The sequence below is a fragment of the Bradyrhizobium sp. McL0615 genome (assembly GCF_049993905.1).
In the GTDB taxonomy this organism is placed as follows: Bacteria; Pseudomonadota; Alphaproteobacteria; order Rhizobiales; family Xanthobacteraceae; genus Bradyrhizobium.
In genome coordinates, this window is record NZ_CP188254.1 from 2,996,654 (window position 1) to 3,018,439 (window position 21,786).

General features: G+C 63.2%; 20 protein-coding genes. 7 read left to right on the forward strand and 13 right to left on the reverse strand.

Annotation, left to right across the window (positions count from 1 at the left end):
* Nucleotides 1-94 precede the first annotated feature (94 nt).
* The 6 genes from ACPPVP_RS14235 to ACPPVP_RS14260 form a co-directional block, all read right to left on the reverse strand.
* A complete protein-coding gene (locus tag ACPPVP_RS14235; protein WP_426535220.1) occupies nt 95-1,246 on the reverse strand; it encodes an aminotransferase class V-fold PLP-dependent enzyme in 1,152 nt (383 codons plus the stop codon).
* A 213-nt stretch (nt 1,247-1,459) separates the two neighbouring features.
* Nucleotides 1,460-2,155, reverse strand: a complete 696-nt coding sequence (locus ACPPVP_RS14240) for an ABC transporter ATP-binding protein (protein ID WP_426537835.1) — start codon at nt 2,153-2,155, stop codon at nt 1,460-1,462.
* The gene (locus ACPPVP_RS14245) at nt 2,155-2,922 is read right to left on the reverse strand and encodes an ABC transporter ATP-binding protein (RefSeq protein WP_426535222.1); all 768 of its coding nucleotides are present in this window, start codon (nt 2,920-2,922) and stop codon (nt 2,155-2,157) included. The genes ACPPVP_RS14240 and ACPPVP_RS14245 overlap by 1 nt, the downstream gene beginning before the upstream one ends.
* Nucleotides 2,919-4,229 carry a branched-chain amino acid ABC transporter permease gene (locus ACPPVP_RS14250; protein ID WP_426535224.1) on the reverse strand — a complete coding sequence of 437 codons (1,311 nt, stop codon included), beginning with the start codon at nt 4,227-4,229 and terminating at the stop codon, nt 2,919-2,921. The genes ACPPVP_RS14245 and ACPPVP_RS14250 overlap by 4 nt, the downstream gene beginning before the upstream one ends.
* A complete protein-coding gene (locus tag ACPPVP_RS14255) occupies nt 4,226-5,173 on the reverse strand; it encodes a branched-chain amino acid ABC transporter permease (protein WP_426535225.1) in 948 nt (315 codons plus the stop codon). Before ACPPVP_RS14255 ends, ACPPVP_RS14250 begins: the two co-directional genes overlap by 4 nt.
* A 65-nt stretch (nt 5,174-5,238) precedes the next feature.
* Nucleotides 5,239-6,486, reverse strand: coding sequence for a branched-chain amino acid ABC transporter substrate-binding protein (locus tag ACPPVP_RS14260; RefSeq protein ID WP_426535227.1), 1,248 nt, complete (start codon nt 6,484-6,486; stop codon nt 5,239-5,241).
* A gap of 233 nt (nt 6,487-6,719) precedes the next feature.
* Here ACPPVP_RS14260 and yghU point away from each other — a divergent pair, with 233 nt between their 5' ends.
* Both yghU and ACPPVP_RS14270 read left to right on the forward strand, forming a co-directional pair.
* The gene (gene yghU, locus ACPPVP_RS14265; RefSeq protein ID WP_426537837.1) at nt 6,720-7,598 is read left to right on the forward strand and encodes a glutathione-dependent disulfide-bond oxidoreductase; all 879 of its coding nucleotides are present in this window, start codon (nt 6,720-6,722) and stop codon (nt 7,596-7,598) included.
* Between the two features lie 183 nt (nt 7,599-7,781).
* Nucleotides 7,782-8,540, forward strand: a complete 759-nt coding sequence (locus ACPPVP_RS14270) for an alpha/beta fold hydrolase (RefSeq protein ID WP_426535229.1) — start codon at nt 7,782-7,784, stop codon at nt 8,538-8,540.
* An 81-nt stretch (nt 8,541-8,621) separates the two neighbouring features.
* Here the strand turns inward: ACPPVP_RS14270 and ACPPVP_RS14275 are convergent, their stop codons facing one another.
* The 4 genes from ACPPVP_RS14275 to ACPPVP_RS14290 all read right to left on the reverse strand — a co-directional run bounded on the left by ACPPVP_RS14275 (nt 8,622) and on the right by ACPPVP_RS14290 (nt 12,813).
* On the reverse strand, nt 8,622-9,242 hold the full coding sequence (locus tag ACPPVP_RS14275) for a flavin reductase family protein (protein WP_426535231.1): 621 nt from the start codon (nt 9,240-9,242) through the stop codon (nt 8,622-8,624).
* 179 nt (nt 9,243-9,421) lie between these two features.
* The gene (locus ACPPVP_RS14280; RefSeq protein ID WP_426535233.1) at nt 9,422-10,696 is read right to left on the reverse strand and encodes an acyl-CoA dehydrogenase family protein; all 1,275 of its coding nucleotides are present in this window, start codon (nt 10,694-10,696) and stop codon (nt 9,422-9,424) included.
* Nucleotides 10,697-10,964: 268 nt separating this feature from the next.
* Nucleotides 10,965-12,299: an amidohydrolase gene (locus ACPPVP_RS14285; protein WP_426535235.1), complete on the reverse strand. Its 1,335-nt coding sequence runs from the start codon at nt 12,297-12,299 to the stop codon at nt 10,965-10,967.
* 133 nt (nt 12,300-12,432) lie between these two features.
* Nucleotides 12,433-12,813, reverse strand: coding sequence for a VOC family protein (locus tag ACPPVP_RS14290; RefSeq protein ID WP_426535237.1), 381 nt, complete (start codon nt 12,811-12,813; stop codon nt 12,433-12,435).
* 322 nt (nt 12,814-13,135) lie between these two features.
* Here ACPPVP_RS14290 and htpX point away from each other — a divergent pair, with 322 nt between their 5' ends.
* Nucleotides 13,136-14,077: a zinc metalloprotease HtpX gene (htpX, locus tag ACPPVP_RS14295; RefSeq protein WP_426535239.1), complete on the forward strand. Its 942-nt coding sequence runs from the start codon at nt 13,136-13,138 to the stop codon at nt 14,075-14,077.
* A gap of 248 nt (nt 14,078-14,325) precedes the next feature.
* Here the strand turns inward: htpX and ACPPVP_RS14300 are convergent, their stop codons facing one another.
* Nucleotides 14,326-15,105, reverse strand: coding sequence for an SDR family NAD(P)-dependent oxidoreductase (locus ACPPVP_RS14300; RefSeq protein ID WP_426535241.1), 780 nt, complete (start codon nt 15,103-15,105; stop codon nt 14,326-14,328).
* Between the two features lie 166 nt (nt 15,106-15,271).
* On the opposite strand from ACPPVP_RS14300, the gene ACPPVP_RS14305 reads away from it, so the two are divergent.
* Genes ACPPVP_RS14305 through ACPPVP_RS14315 form a run of 3 tightly spaced genes read left to right on the forward strand, consistent with a single transcriptional unit; the run spans nt 15,272 to nt 17,423 of the window.
* Nucleotides 15,272-16,063, forward strand: a complete 792-nt coding sequence (locus tag ACPPVP_RS14305) for an enoyl-CoA hydratase/isomerase (RefSeq protein WP_426535243.1) — start codon at nt 15,272-15,274, stop codon at nt 16,061-16,063.
* Nucleotides 16,060-17,046 (forward strand): phosphotransferase family protein, encoded by a 987-nt coding sequence (locus ACPPVP_RS14310; protein ID WP_426535245.1) that lies wholly within the window; start codon nt 16,060-16,062, stop codon nt 17,044-17,046. Before ACPPVP_RS14305 ends, ACPPVP_RS14310 begins: the two co-directional genes overlap by 4 nt.
* Before the next feature lie 2 nt (nt 17,047-17,048).
* A complete protein-coding gene (locus ACPPVP_RS14315) occupies nt 17,049-17,423 on the forward strand; it encodes a DUF6285 domain-containing protein (protein ID WP_426535247.1) in 375 nt (124 codons plus the stop codon).
* A gap of 181 nt (nt 17,424-17,604) precedes the next feature.
* Here ACPPVP_RS14315 and ACPPVP_RS14320 read toward each other — a convergent pair whose 3' ends face one another.
* Nucleotides 17,605-18,384, reverse strand: a complete 780-nt coding sequence (locus tag ACPPVP_RS14320) for an enoyl-CoA hydratase-related protein (protein WP_426535249.1) — start codon at nt 18,382-18,384, stop codon at nt 17,605-17,607.
* A 223-nt stretch (nt 18,385-18,607) separates the two neighbouring features.
* Between ACPPVP_RS14320 and ACPPVP_RS14325 the strand changes: the two genes are divergently transcribed.
* Complete coding sequence (locus ACPPVP_RS14325; protein ID WP_426535251.1) at nt 18,608-19,882, forward strand: acyl-CoA dehydrogenase family protein; 1,275 nt, start codon at nt 18,608-18,610, stop codon at nt 19,880-19,882.
* A 114-nt stretch (nt 19,883-19,996) separates the two neighbouring features.
* Here ACPPVP_RS14325 and ACPPVP_RS14330 read toward each other — a convergent pair whose 3' ends face one another.
* Nucleotides 19,997-21,577 carry a fatty acid--CoA ligase gene (locus tag ACPPVP_RS14330; RefSeq protein WP_426535253.1) on the reverse strand — a complete coding sequence of 527 codons (1,581 nt, stop codon included), beginning with the start codon at nt 21,575-21,577 and terminating at the stop codon, nt 19,997-19,999.
* Nucleotides 21,578-21,786: the final 209 nt, after the last annotated feature.

Here is a 21,786-nt window from a genome sequence, read left to right on the forward strand (position 1 = left end):
TCGTAGGGTGGGCAAAGCGCAGCTGCCCACCATCTTGCAGCGTGGCGTGAATATGGTGGGCACGGCGCAAACGCGCCTTTGCCCACCCTACAAGTCAGCCGCGCAGCCGCCGCGTCAGCACCTCAACGAACCGATCTACATCAGCCTCGTCATTGTACACGTGCGGCGAGATACGCATCCGGCCCAGGCGCGGCGCGACATAGACACCATCGCTTGCCAGTCCCTCAACGAGGCCCGGCGGCATCCCGCCCTTGAAGGCGAGACTCAAAATATGCGGCGCCCGCAGATGGGGCTCCGGAACGCTGACGCCGATGCCGCGCACGCCGGCTGCGATCCGCTCCGTCAGCATCGTGAGACGTTGCATGATAGCCGGTGCGCTCCATTCGGCCACCATCTCCATGCCGATCGAGGCCATTTCCATCGAGATGAAATGATCGCGTTCGCCCATGTCGAAACGGCGTGCATCGGGAACGTAACTGAGATCGGTGAAATACACCGCGTTCTCGGCGCGCACGTTGCGGCGCCCGGCAGACGTCTGCTCCAGCGGGATGCCGTTCTGGTGTCGTTTGGCGACATAGAGAAAGGCGCGGCCGTAGGGCCCGAGCAGCCATTTGTAGGTCGGGAAGATCATGAAATCCGGGTCGAGACGCTTCACGTCCATCGCCAGCACACCGGCGCTTTGCGTCGCGTCGATCAGGAAGGCAGCACCCCGCTGCCGGAGCGCCGTGCCGACCTTGTCGATATCGATCAGCCCGCCGTCCGACCAGTGCACCGAGGAGATCGAGGCCAGGCTGACCGGCGGTCCGCCTGTTCGTTCGATGCTTTCGAGAACTGCCGACGTCCAGTCGGCGTCGTCAGGTTGCTTGATGGTCTCGACGGTGAATCCTGCCGCATCGGCCCGCGTCTGCCATTCCAGCACAGGGGAGGAGTGATCGTTTTCCAGCACGAGGACGCGCGTGCCGCGGCCGGGCGTCAGAAGCTTCGCCGCCGTCGCGACGCCGTAACTGATCGAAGGAATCAACGCGATGTCGGAAGGCTCGGCGTCGATCAGCCGGGCGGCAGCGGTCCGTGCACGTTCGTGCTGCGCGTAGGCAAAACCAGCCTCGAGCGTCCAGGGCCTGCCCTTGCGCCCCACCGCGGTACGGCCTGCCTCCAATGTCCGGATCGGCAACGGGCTGTAGGAGGCGGCGTTGAGGTAGCAGATATCGCGGGGAATATCGAACAGGGCACGCTGTGACGGAAGCATCTGGATGGTCTCGTGGTGAGGACCAGTCCAATATGACTTATCCCGGCCGCACCAGCCACAAAGGCATTGCTCCGAGTTGTGGCCTGAAGCGTCCTAATCCGCAGCTGCCGTAGGGTGGGCAAAGCGAAGCGTGCCCACCATCTCACAGCGTACTCGGTGATGGATGGTGGGCACGTCGCTGCGCTCCTTTGCCCACCCTACGCACCGCGCCCGTTAAACCTCCAACCACTCCTTGCGCACTCCGGCATTGGCGGCGAGCTCGGTGGGCGTTCCCTCGAACACGATGCGGCCGTGGCCCATCACGTAGAGACGGCGGGAAATTCTCAGCGCGATGGTGAGCTTCTGCTCCACCAGCAGGATCGCGGTGCCGCGCTTGGCGATTTCGTCGAGCAGCGTGCCGACCTGTTCGACGAGTTTGGGCGCCAGTCCCTCGGTGGGTTCGTCGATGATGACCAGATCCGGGTCGCCCATCAGGGTGCGGCACATCGTCAGCATCTGCTGCTCGCCGCCCGACAGCACGCCGGCCGGATTGTCCTGGCGCGCGGCGAGATTGGGAAACAGTGCAAACACGTCCTCGAATTTCCAGCGCCCGACGACGCCGGCGCGCTTCAGCCCGAGTTCGAGGTTCTGCCGCACGGTCAATCCCGGAAACACCTGGCGGTCCTCCGGCACGTAGCCGATGCCGAGATGGGCGATCTGGTCGGGCCGCAGCCCTGCGATGGCGCGGCCCTTGAAGCCGATTTTGCCGACCGGCGCCACCAGGCCCATGATGGTCTTGCAGGCGGTCGAGCGGCCGACGCCGTTGCGGCCGAGCAGGCTGACGATCTCGCCCTGATCGACCCTGAGGTCGACGCCCTGCAGGATGTGGCTCTTGCCGTAGAAGGCATGGAGATCGCGGACCTCGAGCATCATGCCGCCACCGTCCCGAGATAGGCTTCCTGCACGGCGGCATTGCCACGGATGGCGGTCGGTGCATCGGAAGCAATGACTTCGCCATAGACCAGCACGGTGATGCGGTCGGCGAGGCCGAACACCACGCTCATGTCGTGCTCGACCATGATCAGCGTCTTGCCTTCCGTGACGCTGCGGATCAGCGCGACGGCTGAGTCGGTCTCGCTGTGGCTCATGCCGGCCGTCGGCTCGTCGAGCAGGATGGTTTCGGCGCCCCCGGCGATGGTGATGCCGATCTCCAGCGCCCGCTGTTCGGCATAGGACAGCAAGCCGGCCTGAAGGTTTCGCCGGTTCGAAAGCTTCAGCCGCTCGAGCAATTGGTCGGCGGCAGCGTTCAGCGCCTTCTGCCGCCCGAGCAGGTGCCAGAACGAGTAGCGGTATCCCTGCGACCACAACAGCCCGCAGCGGATGTTCTCGAACACGCTCATGCGCGGAAAGATCGACGTGATCTGAAAGCTGCGCGAAAGACCGAGCCGGTTGATCTCCTGCGGCGCCAGATCGGCGATCGATTGGCCGTTGACCGTGATCGAGCCGGAGCTGATCGGAAAGCGTCCCGAGATCAGGTTGAACAGCGTGGTCTTGCCGGCCCCGTTGGGGCCGATGATGGCATGGCGCTCGCCGCGGGGAATCGAGAGATTGACGCCGCGGATGATTTCGGTGGCGCCGAACTTTTTGCACACGTCGCGCAGCTCGACGGCGGGCACGCCTGCGGCATCGGCGCTCACGACATTGCCTCCTGCACTTTTACGCCTTGTATCTTGACGCCATCCTGGATCTTGGCGCCTTCCATCAGCGCGTCCCAGCGCTCGCGGAAACCGTGGGCCTCGCGGCGCAGCCACAACCCGCCAAGCACCAGGGCGGCGAGGGCGACGACCCATGGCAATGGCGCCGTGGTGTCAATGAGGTGCCCGCCAATCGAGAACTTCTTGCCCTGGGCGGCGCCAATCGTGGTGAAGGACGCCAGCTCGACCATCAACACAAAACCCAGCAACACCAATAGCGCCGGCGGAAATGCCCGCGCGTAAGGAAGCGCCAGTTCGCGCAGGCGCCCGGCGCGCCAGATCGGCACATGCATGAAGATCAGTCCGATCAGCCCGCCCGGCGCGTACATCACCATCACGATGAACAGCACGCCGACATAGAGCAGCCAGGCGTTGCTGAGCAGGCTGACCCCGCTCTGCAGCAGCACCACCACGATGGTACCGAGGATCGGTCCGAAGAACCCGCCGGCGCCGCCGATATAGACGGCGAGCAGCGCATTCGCAGACTTGCCCGCAGACACCGTGTCGAAGGTGACGATTTCGTAGATCAGCACGTATAGTCCACCGGCGATGCCGGCGAAGAAGCCCGAGAGAGCGAACTGGTAGAGCCGCACCACGCGCGGATCGTAGCCGACGAACTGGGCGCGCTCGAAATTGTCGCGGGTGGCGTTGGCGATGCTGCCAAGCGGCGTCTGGGTCTGCAGCCGCATCAGGGCCGCGGCGATAAAGGCCCAGGCCAACACCAGGCAGTAGACCTGCCAGGACGAGGCGTATTTGACGCCGAGCAGGCTGGTGTCCATCACGCGATCGATCGCGATGCCACCTTCGCCACCGAAGAAGCCCATGAACATCAGCGCCGCCGCGGAGACCAGTTCGCCGAGCCCCATCGTGATCATCGCAAACGCGGTGGCGCGCTGCTTGGTCACCAGCCAGCCGAAGACATAGCCGAAGAACAACCCGCCGAGCCCGCCGGCGAGCGGCACCAGTTCGGTCGGCAGCCAGAATGAGCCGGCCTTCACGAGAAGCACGACGTGCGCCGCGCAATAGGCGCCCATTCCGAGCAGCACGGCATGTCCGAACGACAGCAGCCCGGCCTGGCCCATCAGCATGTTGTAGGACAGCGCGAAGATCGCCATCACGCCGATCTCGCTCATCAGCGTCAGCACGAAGCCGGAATGGCGGCCCTTGCTCCAGTCGTAGAACAGGAACGGGAACGCCAGCAGGACGACGAGGACCAGCAACCAGGGCCAATGGCGGCGCAGCATGTTCATGTATCGCGCGTCCCCATCAGCCCGCGTGGCCGGAACACCAGGATCAGCACCAGCATCAGGAAGGGCAGCAGCGCGCCGGCCCGCGGCAAGGTCACGTTGAGGACTTCCGCAAACGGCGTAGTCGACGTCACGGTGAAGCCGAATTTCGCCAGCAGGTCAGCCAGCGAAACGTCGAACACCACGGCAAAGGTCTGGATCAGCCCCATCAGGATCGAGGCGATGAAGCAGCCGGTCAGCGAGCCGAGCCCGCCGAACACCACCACGACGAACACGATCGGGCCCATGGTAAAGGCCATCGCGGGCTCCGTGACCTGGTAATTGCCGCCGATGACACCGGCGAGGCCGGCCAGCGCCGTGCCGGCGGCGAACACCAGGGTAAAAATGCGCGGCACGTTGTGGCCGAGCGCGGACGCCATGTCGGGATGGGTCAGCGCGGCCTGGATCACCAGACCGACGCGGGTGCGGGTCAGACCGAGCCAGATCGCGCCGAACATCACCGCCGAGATCGCCAGCATGAAGGCGCGATAGGCAGGGAATTGCGTGCCGTAGATTTTGAACAGCGGGAAGTCGAGCAGCTCCGGCACCCTATAGGGCACCGGCAGCAGGCCCCAGGACATCTGCACGACCTTTTCGATGATTAGCGCAAGGCCGAACGTGAACAGCAGTTCGGCGATGTGGCCGTTGCGGTGAACGCGCCGCAGCCCCCACATCTCGATGGCCGCGCCGATCAGCCCGCAGAGCAGCGGCGCGATGATCAAGGCGGGCCAGAAGCCGATATAGGTGCTGATGGTGTAGGCGAAATAGGCGCCCAGCATGTAGGCGCTGGCATGAGCGAAGTTGAGCACGCCCATCATGCTGAGGATGAGCGTTAGCCCGCTCGCAAGCATGAACAACAGCATGCCGTAGACGAGACCGTTCAGAAGCGAGACGACAAAGACTTCCATGCTACCTGACCACTCAAAGCGCGACGCCTGCTCCCCGTTTGGGAAGCAGGCGACTGTTATGTTGGTCAGGAAGCGCTTGGACGCTTCATCTTGCAGGTATTGGGCTGGTCGATGTCCTTGGCGAGAATGGTTGCCGAGGTCGCCCAGCCGAGGCCGGTGCCTTCGGCGTCGTACTTCACGCCCTTCTTGAAGGTGCCGACGAAGTATTCGCTGATGATCTGGTGGTCTTCCTTGCGCATTTTGGTGTCGTAGCCAAGGAAGTCCTTGACCTGCAGGTCTTCCATCGCGGTTGCAATCTTGGCCGGATCGACCGAACCGGCCTTGTTCACCGCGGCCTGCAGATATTCAAAGATGGTGCGGAAGCCGGCCGCCGAGAAATCGAACTTGTGCTTCTCGCGGAAGCCCTTGGTGAACTCTTCGGCCTCCTTGTTGCCGGTTTCCGGCGCCACGTTTTCGCCGAACGACATCACCGCCAGCACGCGGTTGTCGCCGCCGACGCCGATGGCGGTCGGGCCGCCGGCCAGATGCGCATAGAAAGTGTAGTAGCGCAGATCAGCGCCGGCATCGACGCCGGCCTTGATCAGGAGGTTCATGTCCGGCCCCCAATTGCCGGTCAGAAGGGCCTGTGCGCCCGAGGCCTTGATCTTGGTGAGGTAGGGCGAGAAGTCCTTGATCTTGCCGAGCGGGATCAGCTCGTCGCCGACGACCTGAACGTCGGGTCGCAGCTTGGTGAGGTAGTTCTTCACCTCGCGCTGCACCGACTGGCCGAACAAATAGTCCTGGTTGATCAGGTAGACCTTGGTCGTCTCTTTCGGCAGGGCGCGAACCATCACTTCGGCCTTCATGCCGGCGTGCAGGTCGAAGCGGAAATGCCAGAAGCTGCACTGCTCGTTGGTCAGTTCGGGCGCCACCGCGCCGCAATTCAGATAGATGATGCGGTTATCTGGATTGCGGTCGTTGTGCTTGTTGACGCCGTCGATCAGGGCGGACGCGATGTTGGAGCCGCTGCACTGCATGATGAAGGGCATGTTCTGGTCGGTCGCGCTCTTCAGCGCGATCAGCGCGTCGGACGGCTGCGATTTGTTGTCGAACGGAACCAGTTCGAACTTCTTGCCGAGCGCGCCGCCCTTCGAATTGATGTAATCGATGATGTACTGCATCTGCTTCAGATTGGCGTCGCCGACTTGCGCGAACGGGCCTGAAAGCGGATCGGTGTAGGCGACCTTGATGGTCCCCTGCGCGAGAGCCTGACCGCCACACGCGATGGCCAGCGTCATACCAAAGAACGGCGTCAACCACTTGCTTCGCAGCATGGTGCATTCCTCCCCTGATCTAGCCCGCTTTTTGTTTTGTTGCGGTGCTGATACGAAACCGTAACATGGAGATTGCGCCGACCGCCACAACGAATTGTCCGGCGGCGATGCCCTTGTGGCGGTACCAGGTAGTGGCGATATAAGAGGCACGATAATTCCGCCGTGCGGCAGACCGCCCATCACAAGACATGGCCGAAAAGAAGCCCGGAGCCAAACTAATGACCGATGCCCCCATCACTGATCCCACCGAATACGTCCCGCCGAAAGTCTGGACCTGGAATAAGGAGAGCGGCGGCCGCTTTGCCAGCATCAACCGTCCGATCGCGGGGGCTACGCATGAGGCGGAGCTGCCGGTGGGCCGCCATCCGTTTCAGCTCTATTCGCTGGCGACGCCGAACGGCGTCAAGGTCACGGTCATGTTCGAGGAATTGCTCGCGGCCGGCCACAGCGGCGCGGAATACGACGCCTGGTTGATCAAGATCGACGGCAACCAGTTCGGCAGCGGCTTTGTCGCGGTCAATCCGAACTCGAAGATCCCGGCCCTGATGGACCGCAGCGGCCCGACGCCGATCCGCCTGTTCGAATCCGGCGCGATCCTGGTGCATCTCGCCGAAAAATTCGGCGCCTTCCTGCCGGCCGGCGGCGCGGTGCGGGCCGAATGCCTGTCGTGGCTGTTCTGGCAGATGGGCAGCGCGCCGTTTCTCGGCGGCGGCCTTGGCCATTTCTACGCCTATGCGCCGACCAAGATCGAATACGCCATCGACCGCTACGCCATGGAGGTGAAGCGCCAGCTCGACGTGCTCGACCGCCGTCTTGCCGATAACGAATTCCTCGCAGGCAGCGAATACACCATCGCCGACATGGCGACCTGGCCGTGGTACGGCGCGCTGGCCAAGGGCCTGGTCTACGGCGCCGGCGAATTCCTGTCGGTGCAGGAATACAAGAACGTGCAGCGCTGGACCGATGCGATCGCCAAACGCCCGGCGGTGAAGCGCGGCCGCATGGTCAATCGCATCTCGGGCGATCCAGCGAGCCAGTTGCACGAGCGGCATGAGGCCTCAGACTTCGACACGAAGACGCAGGACAAGATCGGCGAGCCCGCGAAGACGTGACACTCTTTCCTACCTCGCCCCGCTTGCGGGGAGAGGTCGACGCGCGCTTCGCGCGGCGGGTGAGGGGGTACAGGTCTATCGACAAAGCTCGCTCGCGGAGAGAGCCCCTCACCCTAACCCTCTCCCCGCAAGAGCGGGGCGAGGGAGCTAAAGCAGCGACGGGAACATGAGCAGGGAAACCGCATGAGCTTTTTCGAGAAGGGAGCCGTTCGCATCCATTATGAGGAGGCCGGCTCCGGTTTCCCGCTGCTCCTGATCGCCGGCGGTGGGCTGAATTCGAACATCTCGCGTATCACCGGCGACTATCCGCCCTTCAACGCCATGAAGGAGTTCGGCGACGAGTACCGCTGCATCGCCTTCGATCTGCGTAACGCGCCGCCTGGCCAATCCTCCGGTCCGCTCGAGATCGACCGGCCCTGGGACTCCCACACCGATGATCAGCTCGCGCTGATGGATCATCTCGGCTTCGACAAATTCATGGTGCTGGGCTTCTGCATCGGCGGTCCCCTGATCTGGAATCTCCTCAGGCGCGCGCCAGATCGCGTGGTGGCGGGCGTGCTGGCGATGCCGTCAGGCTCGCGTCCCGAGAAGCGCGACCTGTTCTACGACAACAACATCAATGGCTGGGCGCCACAGCTTGTCGAGCGCCGGCCCGACATCACGATGGAGCAGGCCGAAAAATTCCTGACGAAAATGTATCGCACCGACCCGGATTTCGTCTTCACGGTAACGCGTGATTTCGTGCGGCAGTGCCAGACGCCGGTCTTGATCCTGCCCGACGATATCCCGGCGCACCCCTATGCGGTCGCCATGGAGAGCGCGATGCTGGCGCCGAACGCGGAAGTGAGTTTATTTCCGTGGAAGGAGCCAAAGGAGAGGGTGCCGCTCGCGGTGCGCCAGATCCGCTCTTTCCTCCGCGCGCACCGGCCGGCCAATTCGTAGGACGTAGGATGGGTAGAGCGAAGCGAAACCCATCATTTCCTTGCGCTGAGGCGTGATGGGTTTCGCTTCGCTCTACCCATCCTACGATGACACCTTCGCCCCTTCCGCCGGCGGAAACACCACGCGATCATCGGTCCGGCAGTAACGGTCCGCGAACATCCGACCGATCGGGTGATAGCGCTCCATATGCACGCGCATCGCGGCGTGGTCCCACAATTCATCACGGATGTGGAAGTGGATGCCTTCGCCCATCACCAGCAGGCGGTCGCCGTTGACGTCGATTTCCTTCCAGGTCCTGCATTCCATCGAAAAGGGCGCATCCGCCAGCCGCGGCACGGCGATCTTCGTCGACGGCGCGAGCTTCAAGTTCAGGTAATCCGGCTCGCCGATATCAGGCGGAAAGTCGCCGCTGCTTTCGTGCATCGCCTGCGCCAGCGGTTCGTCGGTCATGTTGACGACGAACTCATTGGTACGCCGGATATTGATCACCGTATCCTTGACGCCGCCGTCAGGCCGCAGATTGGCGGCGAACATGCACAACGGCGGATCCTCGCAGAACACGTTGAAGAAACTGAACGGCGCCGCGTTGACCACGCCGGTCGGGCCGATCGTCGTCACCCCCGCAATCGGCCGCGGCAGCACGAAGGATGCGAGCACCTTGTAGCGCTCGCGAGGTTTCAGGTCGCTGGGATCGTATTGCATGGGGTGATTGCCTCTTGACCGGGATGCTTACCTCGCCCCGCTTGCGGGGAGAGGTCCGATTGCGAAGCAATCCGGGTGAGGGGGACTCTCCGCGAACTCGTTGCCTGTCGAATTCGCTGAAGCAGCCCCTCATCCCGACCTTCTCCCCGTAAGAACGGGGAGAAGGGGAAGAAAGAACCTTACGGCATGCTCAGCTCATGCCGTCCGACCACCATCCAGTGCACCTCGTCCGGACCGTCGGCGAAGCGCAGGTGACGGACGTCCTGGTACATCTCGCCAAGCGGGCTCCAGTGCGAAATGCCGGTCGCGCCGTGCATCTGGATCGCCTGGTCGATGATCTTGCAGGTGCGCTCCGGCACCATGGCCTTCACCATGCTGACCCAGATCCGCGCCTCCTTGTTGCCGAGCACGTCCATCGCTTTCGCAGCCTTCAGCACCATCAGCCGCATCGCCTCGATCTCGCAGCGCGCCTGCGCGATGATCTGCATGTTGCCGCCGAGATGGGCGATCTTCTTGCCGAAAGCTTCGCGGGTGAGGCCGCGCTGAACCATCAGGTCGAGCGCCTTCTCCGCCTTGCCGATGGTGCGCATGCAGTGATGGATACGGCCCGGTCCGAGGCGGACCTGCGAAATTTCGAAGCCGCGGCCCTCGCCGAGCAGCATGTTCTCTTTCGGCACCCGGCAATTGTTGAAGCGCAGATGCATGTGACCGCGCGGTGCGTGGTCGTGGCCGAACACGTGCATCGGGCCCAAAATCTCGACGCCGGGATTATCGATCGGGACCAGGATCTGCGACTGCTGCTTGCTCGGCGGCGCGTCGGGATTGGTCTTCACCATCACGATCATGATCTTGCAGCGCGGATCGCCGGCGCCCGAGATGTAATATTTTTCGCCGTTGATCACCCACTCGTCACCGACGAGCTTTGCGGTGGTCGAGATGTTCTTGGCGTCTGACGAGGCGACGTTCGGTTCGGTCATCGCATAGGCGGAACGGATCTCGCCGGCCAGCAGCGGCTTCAGCCACTTCTCCTTCTGCGCCTTGGTACCGACGCGCTCCAGCACCTCCATGTTACCGGTGTCCGGCGCCGAGCAGTTCATGGTTTCGGAGGCCATCGGATTTTTCGCAAGCTCGACCGCGATATAGGCGTAATCAAGATTCTTCAGGCCCTGGCCGGTTTCGTCATCGGGCAGGAAGAAGTTCCACAGGCCTTCTTCCTTGGCCTTGTCCTTGGCCTTCTGAAGGCACGCCAGCTGTTCCGGCGTGAAGCTCCAGCGGTCGGTCTTTTTCTCGCCGAGCTTGGCGAACTCGACCGACATCGGGTCAACGGTCTCGCGGATGAACTTCTTGACGTGCTCGTACAGCGGACGGACTTCGTCCGACATGCGCAGATCGTTGAGTTCTTCGCCCGGATTGAGGTTGTAGGTCGTCGTTCGCGGGATATAGGCGTGTTTCATGGATTATTTTCTCCCATTTGCGCAAGAACGTTGATCTTGCGGGTGCGCACTCGGCTCGTTGGCCGGCAATGTAGACGGGCGGGCAGGGCTTGCACAAGCACGCGCGAGAGGGGTGGGATTTTCCGCCTCGTGGGAAGACGCGCTGCGCGACCCTCATGGTGAGGAGGCGCTTTAGCGCCGTCGCGAACCATGCGGCTCGGCTGGTGCCATTCATCCTTCAAGACGGCGCTTCGCGCTCTTCAGGATGAGGTTCGGCAGATTAACTCGCTCATTTCCCCCTGGCCCTCTGCTCGAAGATGCCGAGCACCGCGAGCGTCATCGCGGTGACGCCGGTTTCGATGGTCGGCTTCGGCACCGGCGCGAACAGCGGCGAATGGTTGGACGGTATTGGCGCGCCGCCGCTGCGTGCGGCGTCGATACGTTCCTGGTCATAGACGCCGATGTTGAACATCATCGACGGCACGCCTGCGCCTGCGAATTCGGAGAAATCCTCGCTGGCGGTGCCCGGCGGTGAAACCCTGAACTTGTCGCCGAACGCCGCCTTCAACACGCCGGCGACGGCTGTGACCACGTCGGGATCGTTGATGACGGGATTGGTGCCCGCGAGGATCTTGATATCGGGCTCGGGTGCGCCTGACATGGCGGCAGCGGCCTTTGCCGTTCGCTCGATCCCGGCATGCATTTTGGCGCGGACCTCGGGCTTGAAGGAGCGAATGGTGCCGGAGAGTTGCACGGAGTCCGGGATGATGTTTCCAACGGTGCCGCCGTGAATGGCGCCGACGGTTACGACGCCGAATTCAGTTGGATCCTTTTCGCGGCTGATCACGCTTTGCACGTCGACGATGAACCGCGCCGCAATCGCAACGGGGTCGACGGTCGTGTGCGGCGCCGAGCCGTGACCGCCGCGGCCGTGGAATGTTATCTCGAGGCCGTCGGCGGCGGACGAGCCAACCCCGCTACGATAGAAGATCGTGCCATGAGGGAACGGGCCGTCATGCAGGGCAAGCGCGATGTCGGGCTTGGGAAAACGCGTGAACAGGCCATGCGCAAGCATGGCGCGGGCGCCGGACACAATCTCTTCCGCCGGCTGGGCGATGAACATCAGCGTGCCGCGCCACTGGTCTTTCAGGCCCAGCAGCGTCTTCGCCGTTCCGACCCAGCTCGCCATGTGGATGTCGTGGCCGCAGCTATGGGCGACGAACACGTCCCGCCCGTTCCAGTTGGTCTTGTCGCGGCTCGCATAGTCGAGGCCGGTTTTCTCTTCCATCGGCAGCGCGTCGAGTTCGGTGCGCACCATGATGGTTGGCCCGTCGCCGTTCTTGTAGATGGCGACCAGTCCGGTCATGCCGACTTTCTCGGTGACGTCGAAGCCGAGCGCGCGCATTTCCGCGGCGAGCCGGGCGGCAGTCTTCACTTCCTGAAACGCAAGTTCGGGATGGGCGTGGAGTTCCTTGTAGAGCGCGTCGAGTTTTGGATAGTCGCTCGCGAGCGACGTCTCGATCGCTTTCTTGAGATTGACGGGATCTAGCTCTGCGTAGGCCGGCAGCAGGCTGGCCGCGACCAGTGCGGCTGATACCGCCAGGGATCTGACACATGGGTTCATGACGTCGTCTCCCTTGATTGCGTCGCAGTGCTCGGTGCGTAGGGCGGATTAGCGCGTAGGATGGGTAGAGCGAAGCGAAACCCGTCATGACAGCCACCGGTCGCGGCTGATGGGTATCGCTTCGCTCCACGATCTATGCCGGTATCCGGTGCATCGCGCAGATCTTGTTGCCGTCAAGATCGCGCAAATAGGCGAGGTACAGTTTGCCCGCGCTGCCTTCGCGGATGCCGGGCGGATTTTCGCAAGTCTTGCCGCCGTTGGCGATGCCCGCCGCATGCCAGGCGTCGGCCTGTTCGGGAGAGTCGGCCGCAAAACCGATGGTGCCGCCATTGGCGTGTGTCGCCGGCTCGCCGTTGATTGGCTTCGACACCGAGAACACGCCGGTCTTGGTGAAATAGAAAATACGGTGGCCATCGACCCTGGCCGGCCGGACGCCCAGCGTGCCGAGCAGCGCGTCGTAGAACGCCTTGGCCTTTTCGAGGTCGTTGGTGCCGATCATGATATGCGAAAACATTCTTTCCTCCCCATTTTTTCAGACGAACAGTCGCGATTGCTGCTGCGCATTCGCAAGGAACAACCCTGCACGCTGCCCGTTGCCGCCAATGTAGACGGCACCATTGGCGCTGCACAAGCAGGCGATGGGCGCCGGGCAGGCCCGCGAGCCGCCCCCACTGCCGGCGGATTACGGTTCGGTAATCCGGGCTGAGAGGGGTGGTTTCCGCCGGCCAGCGCGGCGCCTCGACGCACCCCGGCATCTTGAAGCGCCGCCGGGGCAATTCTTACCTCTGGGATGCCAGCCCCCGGCGTCCGGCTGTGGGCGGGCTAGGGAGACCACAATGAGCTATTTCAAGACTGCCATTCTTCTGGCCGGTCTTACCGGCCTCTTCATGGGCGTCGGCTATCTGATCGGCGGCGCCGGCGGTGCCCTGATCGCGCTTGTGATCGCGGCTGCGACGAACCTGTTCGCCTACTGGAATTCGGACCGCATGGTGCTGTCGATGTACGGCGCCCATGAGGTCGACCGCAACAGCGCGCCCGACCTCGTCCATCTCGTGGCCGAGCTTGCGGGCCGTGCCGGCCTGCCGATGCCGCGCGTGTTCGTGATGGACGAGGCGCAGCCCAATGCGTTCGCCACTGGCCGCAACCCGCAGAACGCGGCGGTCGCCGTGACCACCGGCCTGATGCAACAGCTGAGCCGCGAGGAGCTTGCCGGCGTGATCGCGCATGAGCTCGCGCACGTCAAAAATCACGACACCCTGCTGATGACCATCACCGCGACCATTGCCGGCGCGGTCTCGATGCTGGCGCAGTTCGGCATGTTCTTTGGCGGCCATCGCGACAACAACAACGGCCCCGGCATCATCGGCTCGATCGCCATGATGATCCTGGCGCCGCTCGGCGCCATGCTGGTGCAGATGGCGATCAGCCGTACCCGCGAATATGCCGCCGACGATCTCGGCGCGCGCATCTGCGGGCAGCCGATGTGGCTTGCGTCCGCGCTGTCCAAGATCGCCAATGCCGCGCATCAGGTCCCGAACCCGGAAGCCGAGCGCAACCCGGCGACCGCGCACATGTTCATCATCAACCCGCTGTCGGGTCACGGGATGGACAATTTGTTCACGACGCACCCGGCGACCGAAAATCGCATCGCGGCGTTGCAGCAGCTCGCGGCGGAAATGGGCGCGCAGGGCGGGACGCCTTCCGTCAACGCCCGCGGCAACTATCCGCGCCGCAGCCCGTGGGGCCGGCCTTCCGCCTCGCGCGGACCGTGGGGGTGATGCTGTAGGGTGGGCAAAGGAGCGTAAGCGACGTGCCCACCATCCATCACCGAGCACGCCGCGAGATGGTGGGCACGCTTCGCTTTGCCCACACTACGGCAGTTGCTCACCGTCATCGTCCGCGAAGGCGGACGATCCAGTATTCCAGAGACATCAATCGATTAAGCGACAGGCCGCGGCGTACTGGATGCCCCGCCTTCGCGGGGCATGACGGCCTTCTGATTGATGATGCTATGCGTGCAACATCCTCAAAACGCCGTATACCCGCCATCGATCACAAAACAATCCGCCGTATGATACGACGACGCCTTGCTCATGATGTACACCGCGATGCCGCCGAAATCCGTCGGCTCGCCGAACCGGCGCACCGGAATGCGCGGCATCACATTGGCGACGAATTTTTCATTGCCCATGATGCCGGCGGTCATGTCGCTCTTGATCCAGCCCGGCAGGATCGCATTCGCCGTGACGCCGTGGCGCGCCAGTTCAACCGCAAGCGCGCGGCACAGCGCGTTCAGCGCCGCCTTGGTGCCGGCGTAGTGCTCGTTGCGGGCGGTGCCGAACAGCGACGCCAGGCTGGAGGTCGCGACCAGCCGGCCGAACTTGTCGCCGGCCTCGGCGCGTTCGGTCATATGGCGGGCGGCAACCTGAAACACGTGGAAGACGCCGTCGAGGTTGGTCGCGAACATGCGCCGCCATTCCTCCTCGGTGCGGTCGATAAAGGCGCGCCGTCCGCCGCCGCCGATGCCGGCATTGGCGAAGCAGCCGTCGACGCGGCCGAATGTATCGAGCGTCGCCTGCATCGCCGCCTTCACGGAGGCGGGATCGGAGACGTCGCAGACCTGGGTGTGCACCTTGCCGGGACCAGCCGACATGGTCGCCGCGGCGTTCGTGTTCTTCTCCGCGTTGCGGCCCCAGATCGAGACGTTACAACCTTGCGCGTTCAGCGCCTGCGCAATGCCAAGGCCGATGCCGCCATTGCCGCCGGTGATGACCGCCGTGCGGCCGGTGAGGTCAAAGATGCTCATTGGGGTGTTTCCATTTGCTTTGGGGCGCGATAAGTCGTGCGCCCAGTGGCGGGCAGATGTTCTGATGCAACCATGGACAAGCCTGCCCGGAAAATCAAATATGGGCCGAGACATCCGACCTTCCGCGCAGCGAAAATAGCGCATAAACACAAGTCACGAGGAAGCAATGCAGTTCAAGCACGTCACGCTCGATTTCGATGGCCCGGTCGCCATTCTCAAGCTCGACCATCAGGAGGTCATGAACGCGGTCTCGATGGACATGCTGGGCGGGCTCGGCGAGGCGCTCGATGCGATCGACGACAAGCGGGAGGAGGTGCGTTGCCTCGTGCTGACCGGCGCCGGCCGCGCATTCTGCACCGGTGCCAATCTGCAGGGCCGCAACAACCAGAAGCCCGGTAAGAGCAATGCCGGGCAATCGCTGGAAATCGGCTTTCATCCGTTCCTGCGACGGCTACGCCGGCTGCATTGCCCGATCGTGTCGGCGGTCAACGGCCCGGCCGCCGGCGCCGGGATGAGTTTTGCATTGATGGGCGACATGATCGTGTGCGCGCGCTCGTCCTACTTCCTGCAGGCGTTCCGCCGCATCGGCTTGGTGCCGGATTGCGGCTCGACCTGGTTGCTGCCGCGCATGATCGGCAAGGCACGCTCGGTCGAACTGTCGCTGATGGGCGAGCGGCTGCCGGCCGAGAAGGCGCTGGAATGGGGCCTCGTCAACCGCGTCTATGACGATGCGGTGCTGATGGAAGAGGCGATGAAGCTCGCGCATGACCTCGCCAACGGTCCGACCATCGCGCTGTCGCTGATCCGGAAACTCTATTGGGACAGCTCGGAAAACTCCTTCGAGGAACAGCTTAATCTCGAATTCGAATCGCAACGCATCGCGGGCGCGGCGGAGGATTTCAAGGAAGGCGTCACCGCATTCCTGGAAAAGCGCCCGGCCAAGTTCAAGGGCAAATGATCGAGGACCAACTCGGACGCTGCGTCGCCTCCTGGTATCCGGGGGCGACCGGCGTGACTGGCGCAGCAAAACTTTCCGGCGGCGCCAGCCAGGAGACCTGGACCTTCGACATCGTGCACCCGGGCGGCAATGTCGGCGCGATCCTGCGCCGGGCGCCGCCGGGCTATGGCGCGTCGCCGGGTCGGGCCGCAGGCCTCGATGCCGAGGCGACGCTGATGCAGCTCGCGCATGACGCCGGCCTGCCGTCACCGCGGGTGATGCATGTGCTCAAGCCCGAGGACGAACTCGGCACCGGTTTCATCATGCAGCGTATCGAGGGCGAGACCATCGCGCGCAAGATTTTGCGCGATGAGCAATTCGCCAAGGCACGGCCGATGCTGGCGGGTCAGCTTGGACGTGTAATCGCCGGCATTCACAGCCTGCCGCCATCCAAACTGCCAAAACTGCGGGAGATGAGTGCGACAAAGGAAATCGCCGACCTCGAACGGGAATACCGCAGCTTTGACTGGCCGCGTCCGGTGTTCGAACTGGCGCTGCGCTGGCTGCGCGGGCGCGATCCCGGACCATCGCAAGAGGTGACGCTGGTGCATGGCGATTTTCGCCACGGCAACCTCATCATCGGCCCCGACGGCGTGCGCGCGGTGCTGGACTGGGAGCTCGCGCATTTCGGCGACCCGATGGAAGACCTCGGCTGGATCTGCGTCAACTCCTGGCGCTTTGGCGAGATCGACAAGCCGGTCGGCGGCTTCGGCTCCCGCGAGGAATTGTTCGCGGGCTATGAAGAGGCCGGCCGCAAGGTCGATGCGGATCGCGTGATGTTCTGGGAAGTGATGGGCACGCTGCGCTGGGGCATCATGTGCTGCGGCATGATGCAGCGCTTTCGCAAAGGCCCGGATCATTCGATGGAGCGCGCCATGATCGGCCGCCGCTCGTCGGAGACGGAAATCGATTTGCTGCGGCTGCTGGCTCCGAGAGGAGGGTAAAGATGCAGGACGAACCGACACCCACTGAACTGATCAAGGCGGTCGCGGATTTCCTCCGCAACGAGATCACGCCTCAGATCAAGGGCCACAATGCCTTCAAGCTCCGCGTCGGCATCAACGCGCTCGACCTTGTCACGCGGCAACTGGCGCTGGAGCAGGGGGGCGATGCGGCGGAGCACGCGCGGCTGAAAGAGTTGCTCGGCTCTGACGGCTCGCTGATCGAGCTGAACGGCGCGCTGTCGGAGAAAATTGCAGTAGGTGAGGTCGATCTCCAGACGCCCGGGCTCGCGGAACATCTGTGGCAGACGACGATGGACAAGCTCGCCGTCGATCAGCCGAACTACGCGTCATACAAGAGGGAGCTGGGGAATAAGTAGGATCGGTAGAGCGAAGCGAAACCCATCATGCGCCGTAGCCCACAGCATGGGTTTCGCTTCGCTCTACCCATCCTACAAGGCTAGCGCCAATCGCGAAAGCGACGAGGCAATCCATGTCACCGCAACGGATAGATGGATTGCTTCGCTGCGCTCGCAATGACGGGACAGAGCGTCGAGGACCTTACTTCCCCAGCCATTTCGGTGGGCGCTTCTCCGAAAACGCCTTCGGCCCCTCGATGTAATCCTGCGAGGCCGCCATCGCCTTCACCGCCGGGTATTCCCGCTGCTCGGCGATCGCCTGCTCGAGCGACCCGTCAAGCCCCCTCTGGATCGCCTGCTTGGAAGCGCGGATCGACATCGGCGAATTCTTGCAGATCGTCTCCGCCCAGCGTTCCGCTGCCGCCAGCGCTTCGCCGGCGGGAACCACCTCGTTCACAAAACCCAATTCGAGGCCTTCCTTGGCCGAGACGTGGCGGGCGGTGAGGATCATGCCCATGGCGCGCTTCAGACCGATCTGCCGCGGCAGCCGGTGCACGCCGCCGGCTAAAGCCGCGAGGCCGACGCGCGGTTCGGGCAGGGCGAAGGTCGCATTTTCCGACGCGATGATGAGGTCGCAGGCCAGTGCGATCTCAAAACCACCGCCCATTGCGACGCCGTTGACGGCGGCGATGATCGGCTTGTCGCAGTCGAAACGCGAGGTGAGGCCGGCGAAGCCGCCCTTGTCCCAGCCACGCTTGCCGCCTGCCGCCTGCCACTTCAGATCGTTGCCGGCGCAGAACGCCTTGTCGCCGGCGCCGGTGACGATCGCGACCCATTGCTCAGGATCGGCGGAGAAATCGTCGAACACCTTGTTGAGTTCGAAATGCGCGTCGATATGCAACGCATTGTACACTTCGGGCCGCGACAGCGTGATGATCGTGATCGGCCCCTTGCGCGTCACCTTGGAGAATTTCAGATCCATGTTGGCTCCCGTCTAGATTTTCTGCGGAGAAGAATATTGGCTGCGATCATAGCGCCGGCACGGCGTCCGATACCATCCAATTACGCAAGGCCCCCGCGCGTGCCAAGGTCGATTCCGTTGCTTGACTTGGGCGTGGTCTTCTCACCTAAATCGATCGGAGCAGGAGCGCTCTCGTAGCGCCTAAACGCAAATCAAGAACAAACGACATTTCCGGGAGATTGCTTTGGATTTCAACCTGCCTGCCGACCTCACGGCCTATCTCGACGAACTCGATGGCTTCATCGCCCGCGAGATCAAGCCGCTGGAAGAAGCCGACGACAACATCCGCTTTTTCGATCATCGCCGCGAATGGGCGCGTACCGATTTCGAGAACGGTGGCTTGCCGCGGCATGAATGGGAAGCGCTGCTGCGCAAGGCCAAGAATCTCGCAGACGCCGCCGGGCATCTGCGCTTTGCGATTCCAAAGCGTTATGGCGGCAAGGACGGTTCCAATCTCTGGATGGCCGTGATCCGCGAGCACTTTGCTTCAAAAGGCCTCGGCCTGCACAACGATTTGCAGAACGAGCATTCGATCGTCGGCAACCTGCCCATCGTCACCATGCTCGACCGCTACGGCACCGACGATCAGAAGGCGATGATCGACGGTTCGATCACGGGCAAGTATCGCATCACCTTCGGCCTCACCGAGCCGGAGCACGGTTCCGACGCGACGCACATGGAAACCCGGGCGGTCCCGGCGACCCGCGACAACGTCAAGGGCTGGATCGTCAACGGCCAGAAGATGTGGACGACCGGCATGCATGTCGCCACCCATTGCGCGCTGTTTGCCCGCACGTCGGGCAACGACGGCGATGCGCGCGGCATAACCTGCCTGCTGGTGCCGGCCAAGAGCCCGGGCGTCAAGGTCGAGGAATATATGTGGACCTTCAACATGCCGACCGATCACCCGCGCGTCAGCTTCACGGACGTGTTCGTGCCTGACGATGCGCTGTTCGGCGAAGTCGGCCGCGGCCTTTCGCTGGCGCAATGCTTTGTGCACGAAAATCGCATCCGGCAGGCGGCGAGCTCGCTGGGCGCGGCCGTCTACTGTATCAACGAAAGCGTCAAATACGCGCGCGAGCGAAAGCCGTTCGGCAAGGCGCTGGCCGAGAACCAGGCGATCCAGTGGCCGCTGGTGGAACTGGCAACGCAGGCCGAAATGCTCCGGTTGCTGATCCGCAAGACCGCGTGGGAGATGGACCAGCTGACGCAGGCGCAGGTCGAGCACACGCTCTCCGACCGGGTCTCGATGTGTAACTTCTGGGCAAACCGCCTGTGCTGCGAAGCCGCCGACCGCGCCATGCAGGTCCACGGCGGCATGGGCTATTCGCGCCACAAGCCGTTCGAACACATCTACCGCCACCACCGCCGCTACCGTATCACCGAGGGCAGCGAGGAGATTCAGAAGCGCAAGGTCGCGGGATTTTTGTTCGGGTATATGGGGGCGGGGAAGCATTGAGGAGTTTGAAACCGTAGGGTGGGCAAAGGCGCATTTGCGCCGTGCCCACCATCTATCGAGATCATGACGGTGAGTGGTGGGCACGCTTCGCTTTGCCCACCCTACGAAGCGAGATCAATTCACCTGACGATCTTTCCCGGCCCAATAGGGATCCCGCAAATTCCGCCGCAAGATCTTTCCTGACGGGTTGCGCGGCAGCGCCTCGAGAAAGTCGACCGATTTCGGCGTCTTGAAGCCGGCGATGCGCTCGCGCGTAAAGTTGATGATGTCGGTCGCCGTCGCCTGCTTGCCCGGCTTCATCACCACGACCGCCTTGACCGCTTCGCCCCATTTGTCGTCGGGGATGCCGATCACGGCGGCTTCGGCGACGTCGGGATGATCGCAGAGCGCGCTCTCCACTTCGGCCGGATAGATGTTCTCGCCGCCGGAGATGATCATGTCCTTGATGCGGTCGTGGATATAGAGGTAGCCGTCCTCGTCCATGTAGCCGGCGTCGCCGGTGCGCAGCCAGCCGTCACTGCCGAGCGTTTTGGCGGTCGCTTCCGGCAGGTTCCAGTAGCCGGCCATGTTGGAACCGGAGCGGGTGGCGATTTCGCCGACCTCGCGCGGCGGCAATGGCTTGCCGTTAGGATCAAGGATCGCAAGCTCGATGCCGGCCAGCGCCTTGCCGGCGGAGCGCATGCGCTCCAGCCCATCGACGTGGTCCTCGGGCGGCAACGCCACGATGGTGCCTGTCGTTTCGGTCATGCCGTACATCTGCACGAAACCGCACTTGAACACCTCGATGCATTCCTTCAGCAGGGCGGCAGGAATCGGCGAGGCGCCGTAGAGCATGTATTTCAGCCGGGAAAAATCCACCTGTCGCGCGCGGGGCTGGCGCACCACGAACTGCATCGCGGCAGGCACCATAAAAAGCTTGGTGATGCCGGACTGCTCGAAAAAGTCCAAAACCTTGGTCGGGTCGAACTCGCGCGCGATCACGCCCTTGGCGCCGTGATAAAGCCCCATGACGCCCCAGCCGGAGCCGCCGATATGAAAGATCGGCATCGCCACCAGCGAGACGTCGTCGGTCGACCATTTGTTCCAGTCGGGCTTCTCGGCCTCATTGCCGGTTTGCACCAGATTGAGGAAGTTGGCGTGCGACAGCATCGCGCCCTTGGGCTTGCCCGTGGTGCCCGAGGTATACAACTGGATCGCGATGTCCTTCGGGCTGATCGGCACCTTCGGATCGTCACTGCTGGCCGCATCGCGCCAGGCCGTAAAGTCCTGCCATTCCGGCTCACCGCCTTCGGTGGTGATGATGGTGCGGACATCAGGCAATTGCGGCTTGATGTTGCGAACCTGGGTGATGAACTCAGGCCCGACGAACAGCACCGGCGCCCTGCAATCGCCGACGATGAAGGCGACCTCGGGCCCGGCGAGGCGCCAGTTCACCGGCGCCATCACCACATTGGCCTTCATCGCGCCCATCAGCAGTTCGAAATAGATGTCGCTGTTCTTGCCGAGATAGGCGATACGCTCGCCGGGCTTGACGCCGAGCGCTACAAGCGCGTTCGCAACGCGGTTGGTCTTGATGTCGAACTCGGCGAAGGTGGTCTGGCGTCCCTCGAATTCATAGGCCAGCGCGTTGCCGCGTGTCTTGGCGCGGTTGCGCACCATGTCGGCGAGATCAGCCGGCTGTTGAGAAGTGGACATGTCTCTCCCGTAGTGTCTTGTTTTCGTTACGCGGAGTTTGGCGTCATCCGGCAACAAAGACAATACGGGGTGTTGGTCGCAAACGTTTCAATGCCGTCGTTCCTGCGAACGCAGGAACCCATACGCCGCGGCCTATCGGTGAGACGATGACGCCAGTTATCTTCGCAAAACGAGCGACGGTGGTTATGGTCCCTGCGTTCGCAGGGACG

Bases quoted from the DNA above. Each gene is read 5' to 3' on its own strand.
- ACPPVP_RS14235 (WP_426535220.1), bottom strand. From the start codon at position 1,246: ATGCTTCCGTCACAGCGTGCCCTGTTCGATATTCCCCGCGATATCTGC.
- ACPPVP_RS14240 (WP_426537835.1), bottom strand. From the start codon at position 2,155: ATGCTCGAGGTCCGCGATCTCCATGCCTTCTACGGCAAGAGCCACATC.
- ACPPVP_RS14250 (WP_426535224.1), bottom strand. From the start codon at position 4,229: ATGAACATGCTGCGCCGCCATTGGCCCTGGTTGCTGGTCCTCGTCGTC.
- ACPPVP_RS14255 (WP_426535225.1), bottom strand. From the start codon at position 5,173: ATGGAAGTCTTTGTCGTCTCGCTTCTGAACGGTCTCGTCTACGGCATG.
- ACPPVP_RS14260 (WP_426535227.1), bottom strand. From the start codon at position 6,486: ATGCTGCGAAGCAAGTGGTTGACGCCGTTCTTTGGTATGACGCTGGCC.
- ACPPVP_RS14270 (WP_426535229.1), top strand. From the start codon at position 7,782: ATGAGCTTTTTCGAGAAGGGAGCCGTTCGCATCCATTATGAGGAGGCC.
- ACPPVP_RS14275 (WP_426535231.1), bottom strand. From the start codon at position 9,242: ATGCAATACGATCCCAGCGACCTGAAACCTCGCGAGCGCTACAAGGTG.
- ACPPVP_RS14280 (WP_426535233.1), bottom strand. From the start codon at position 10,696: ATGAAACACGCCTATATCCCGCGAACGACGACCTACAACCTCAATCCG.
- ACPPVP_RS14285 (WP_426535235.1), bottom strand. From the start codon at position 12,299: ATGAACCCATGTGTCAGATCCCTGGCGGTATCAGCCGCACTGGTCGCG.
- ACPPVP_RS14290 (WP_426535237.1), bottom strand. From the start codon at position 12,813: ATGTTTTCGCATATCATGATCGGCACCAACGACCTCGAAAAGGCCAAG.
- htpX (WP_426535239.1), top strand. From the start codon at position 13,136: ATGAGCTATTTCAAGACTGCCATTCTTCTGGCCGGTCTTACCGGCCTC.
- ACPPVP_RS14300 (WP_426535241.1), bottom strand. From the start codon at position 15,105: ATGAGCATCTTTGACCTCACCGGCCGCACGGCGGTCATCACCGGCGGC.
- ACPPVP_RS14305 (WP_426535243.1), top strand. From the start codon at position 15,272: ATGCAGTTCAAGCACGTCACGCTCGATTTCGATGGCCCGGTCGCCATT.
- ACPPVP_RS14310 (WP_426535245.1), top strand. From the start codon at position 16,060: ATGATCGAGGACCAACTCGGACGCTGCGTCGCCTCCTGGTATCCGGGG.
- ACPPVP_RS14315 (WP_426535247.1), top strand. From the start codon at position 17,049: ATGCAGGACGAACCGACACCCACTGAACTGATCAAGGCGGTCGCGGAT.
- ACPPVP_RS14320 (WP_426535249.1), bottom strand. From the start codon at position 18,384: ATGGATCTGAAATTCTCCAAGGTGACGCGCAAGGGGCCGATCACGATC.
- ACPPVP_RS14330 (WP_426535253.1), bottom strand. From the start codon at position 21,577: ATGTCCACTTCTCAACAGCCGGCTGATCTCGCCGACATGGTGCGCAAC.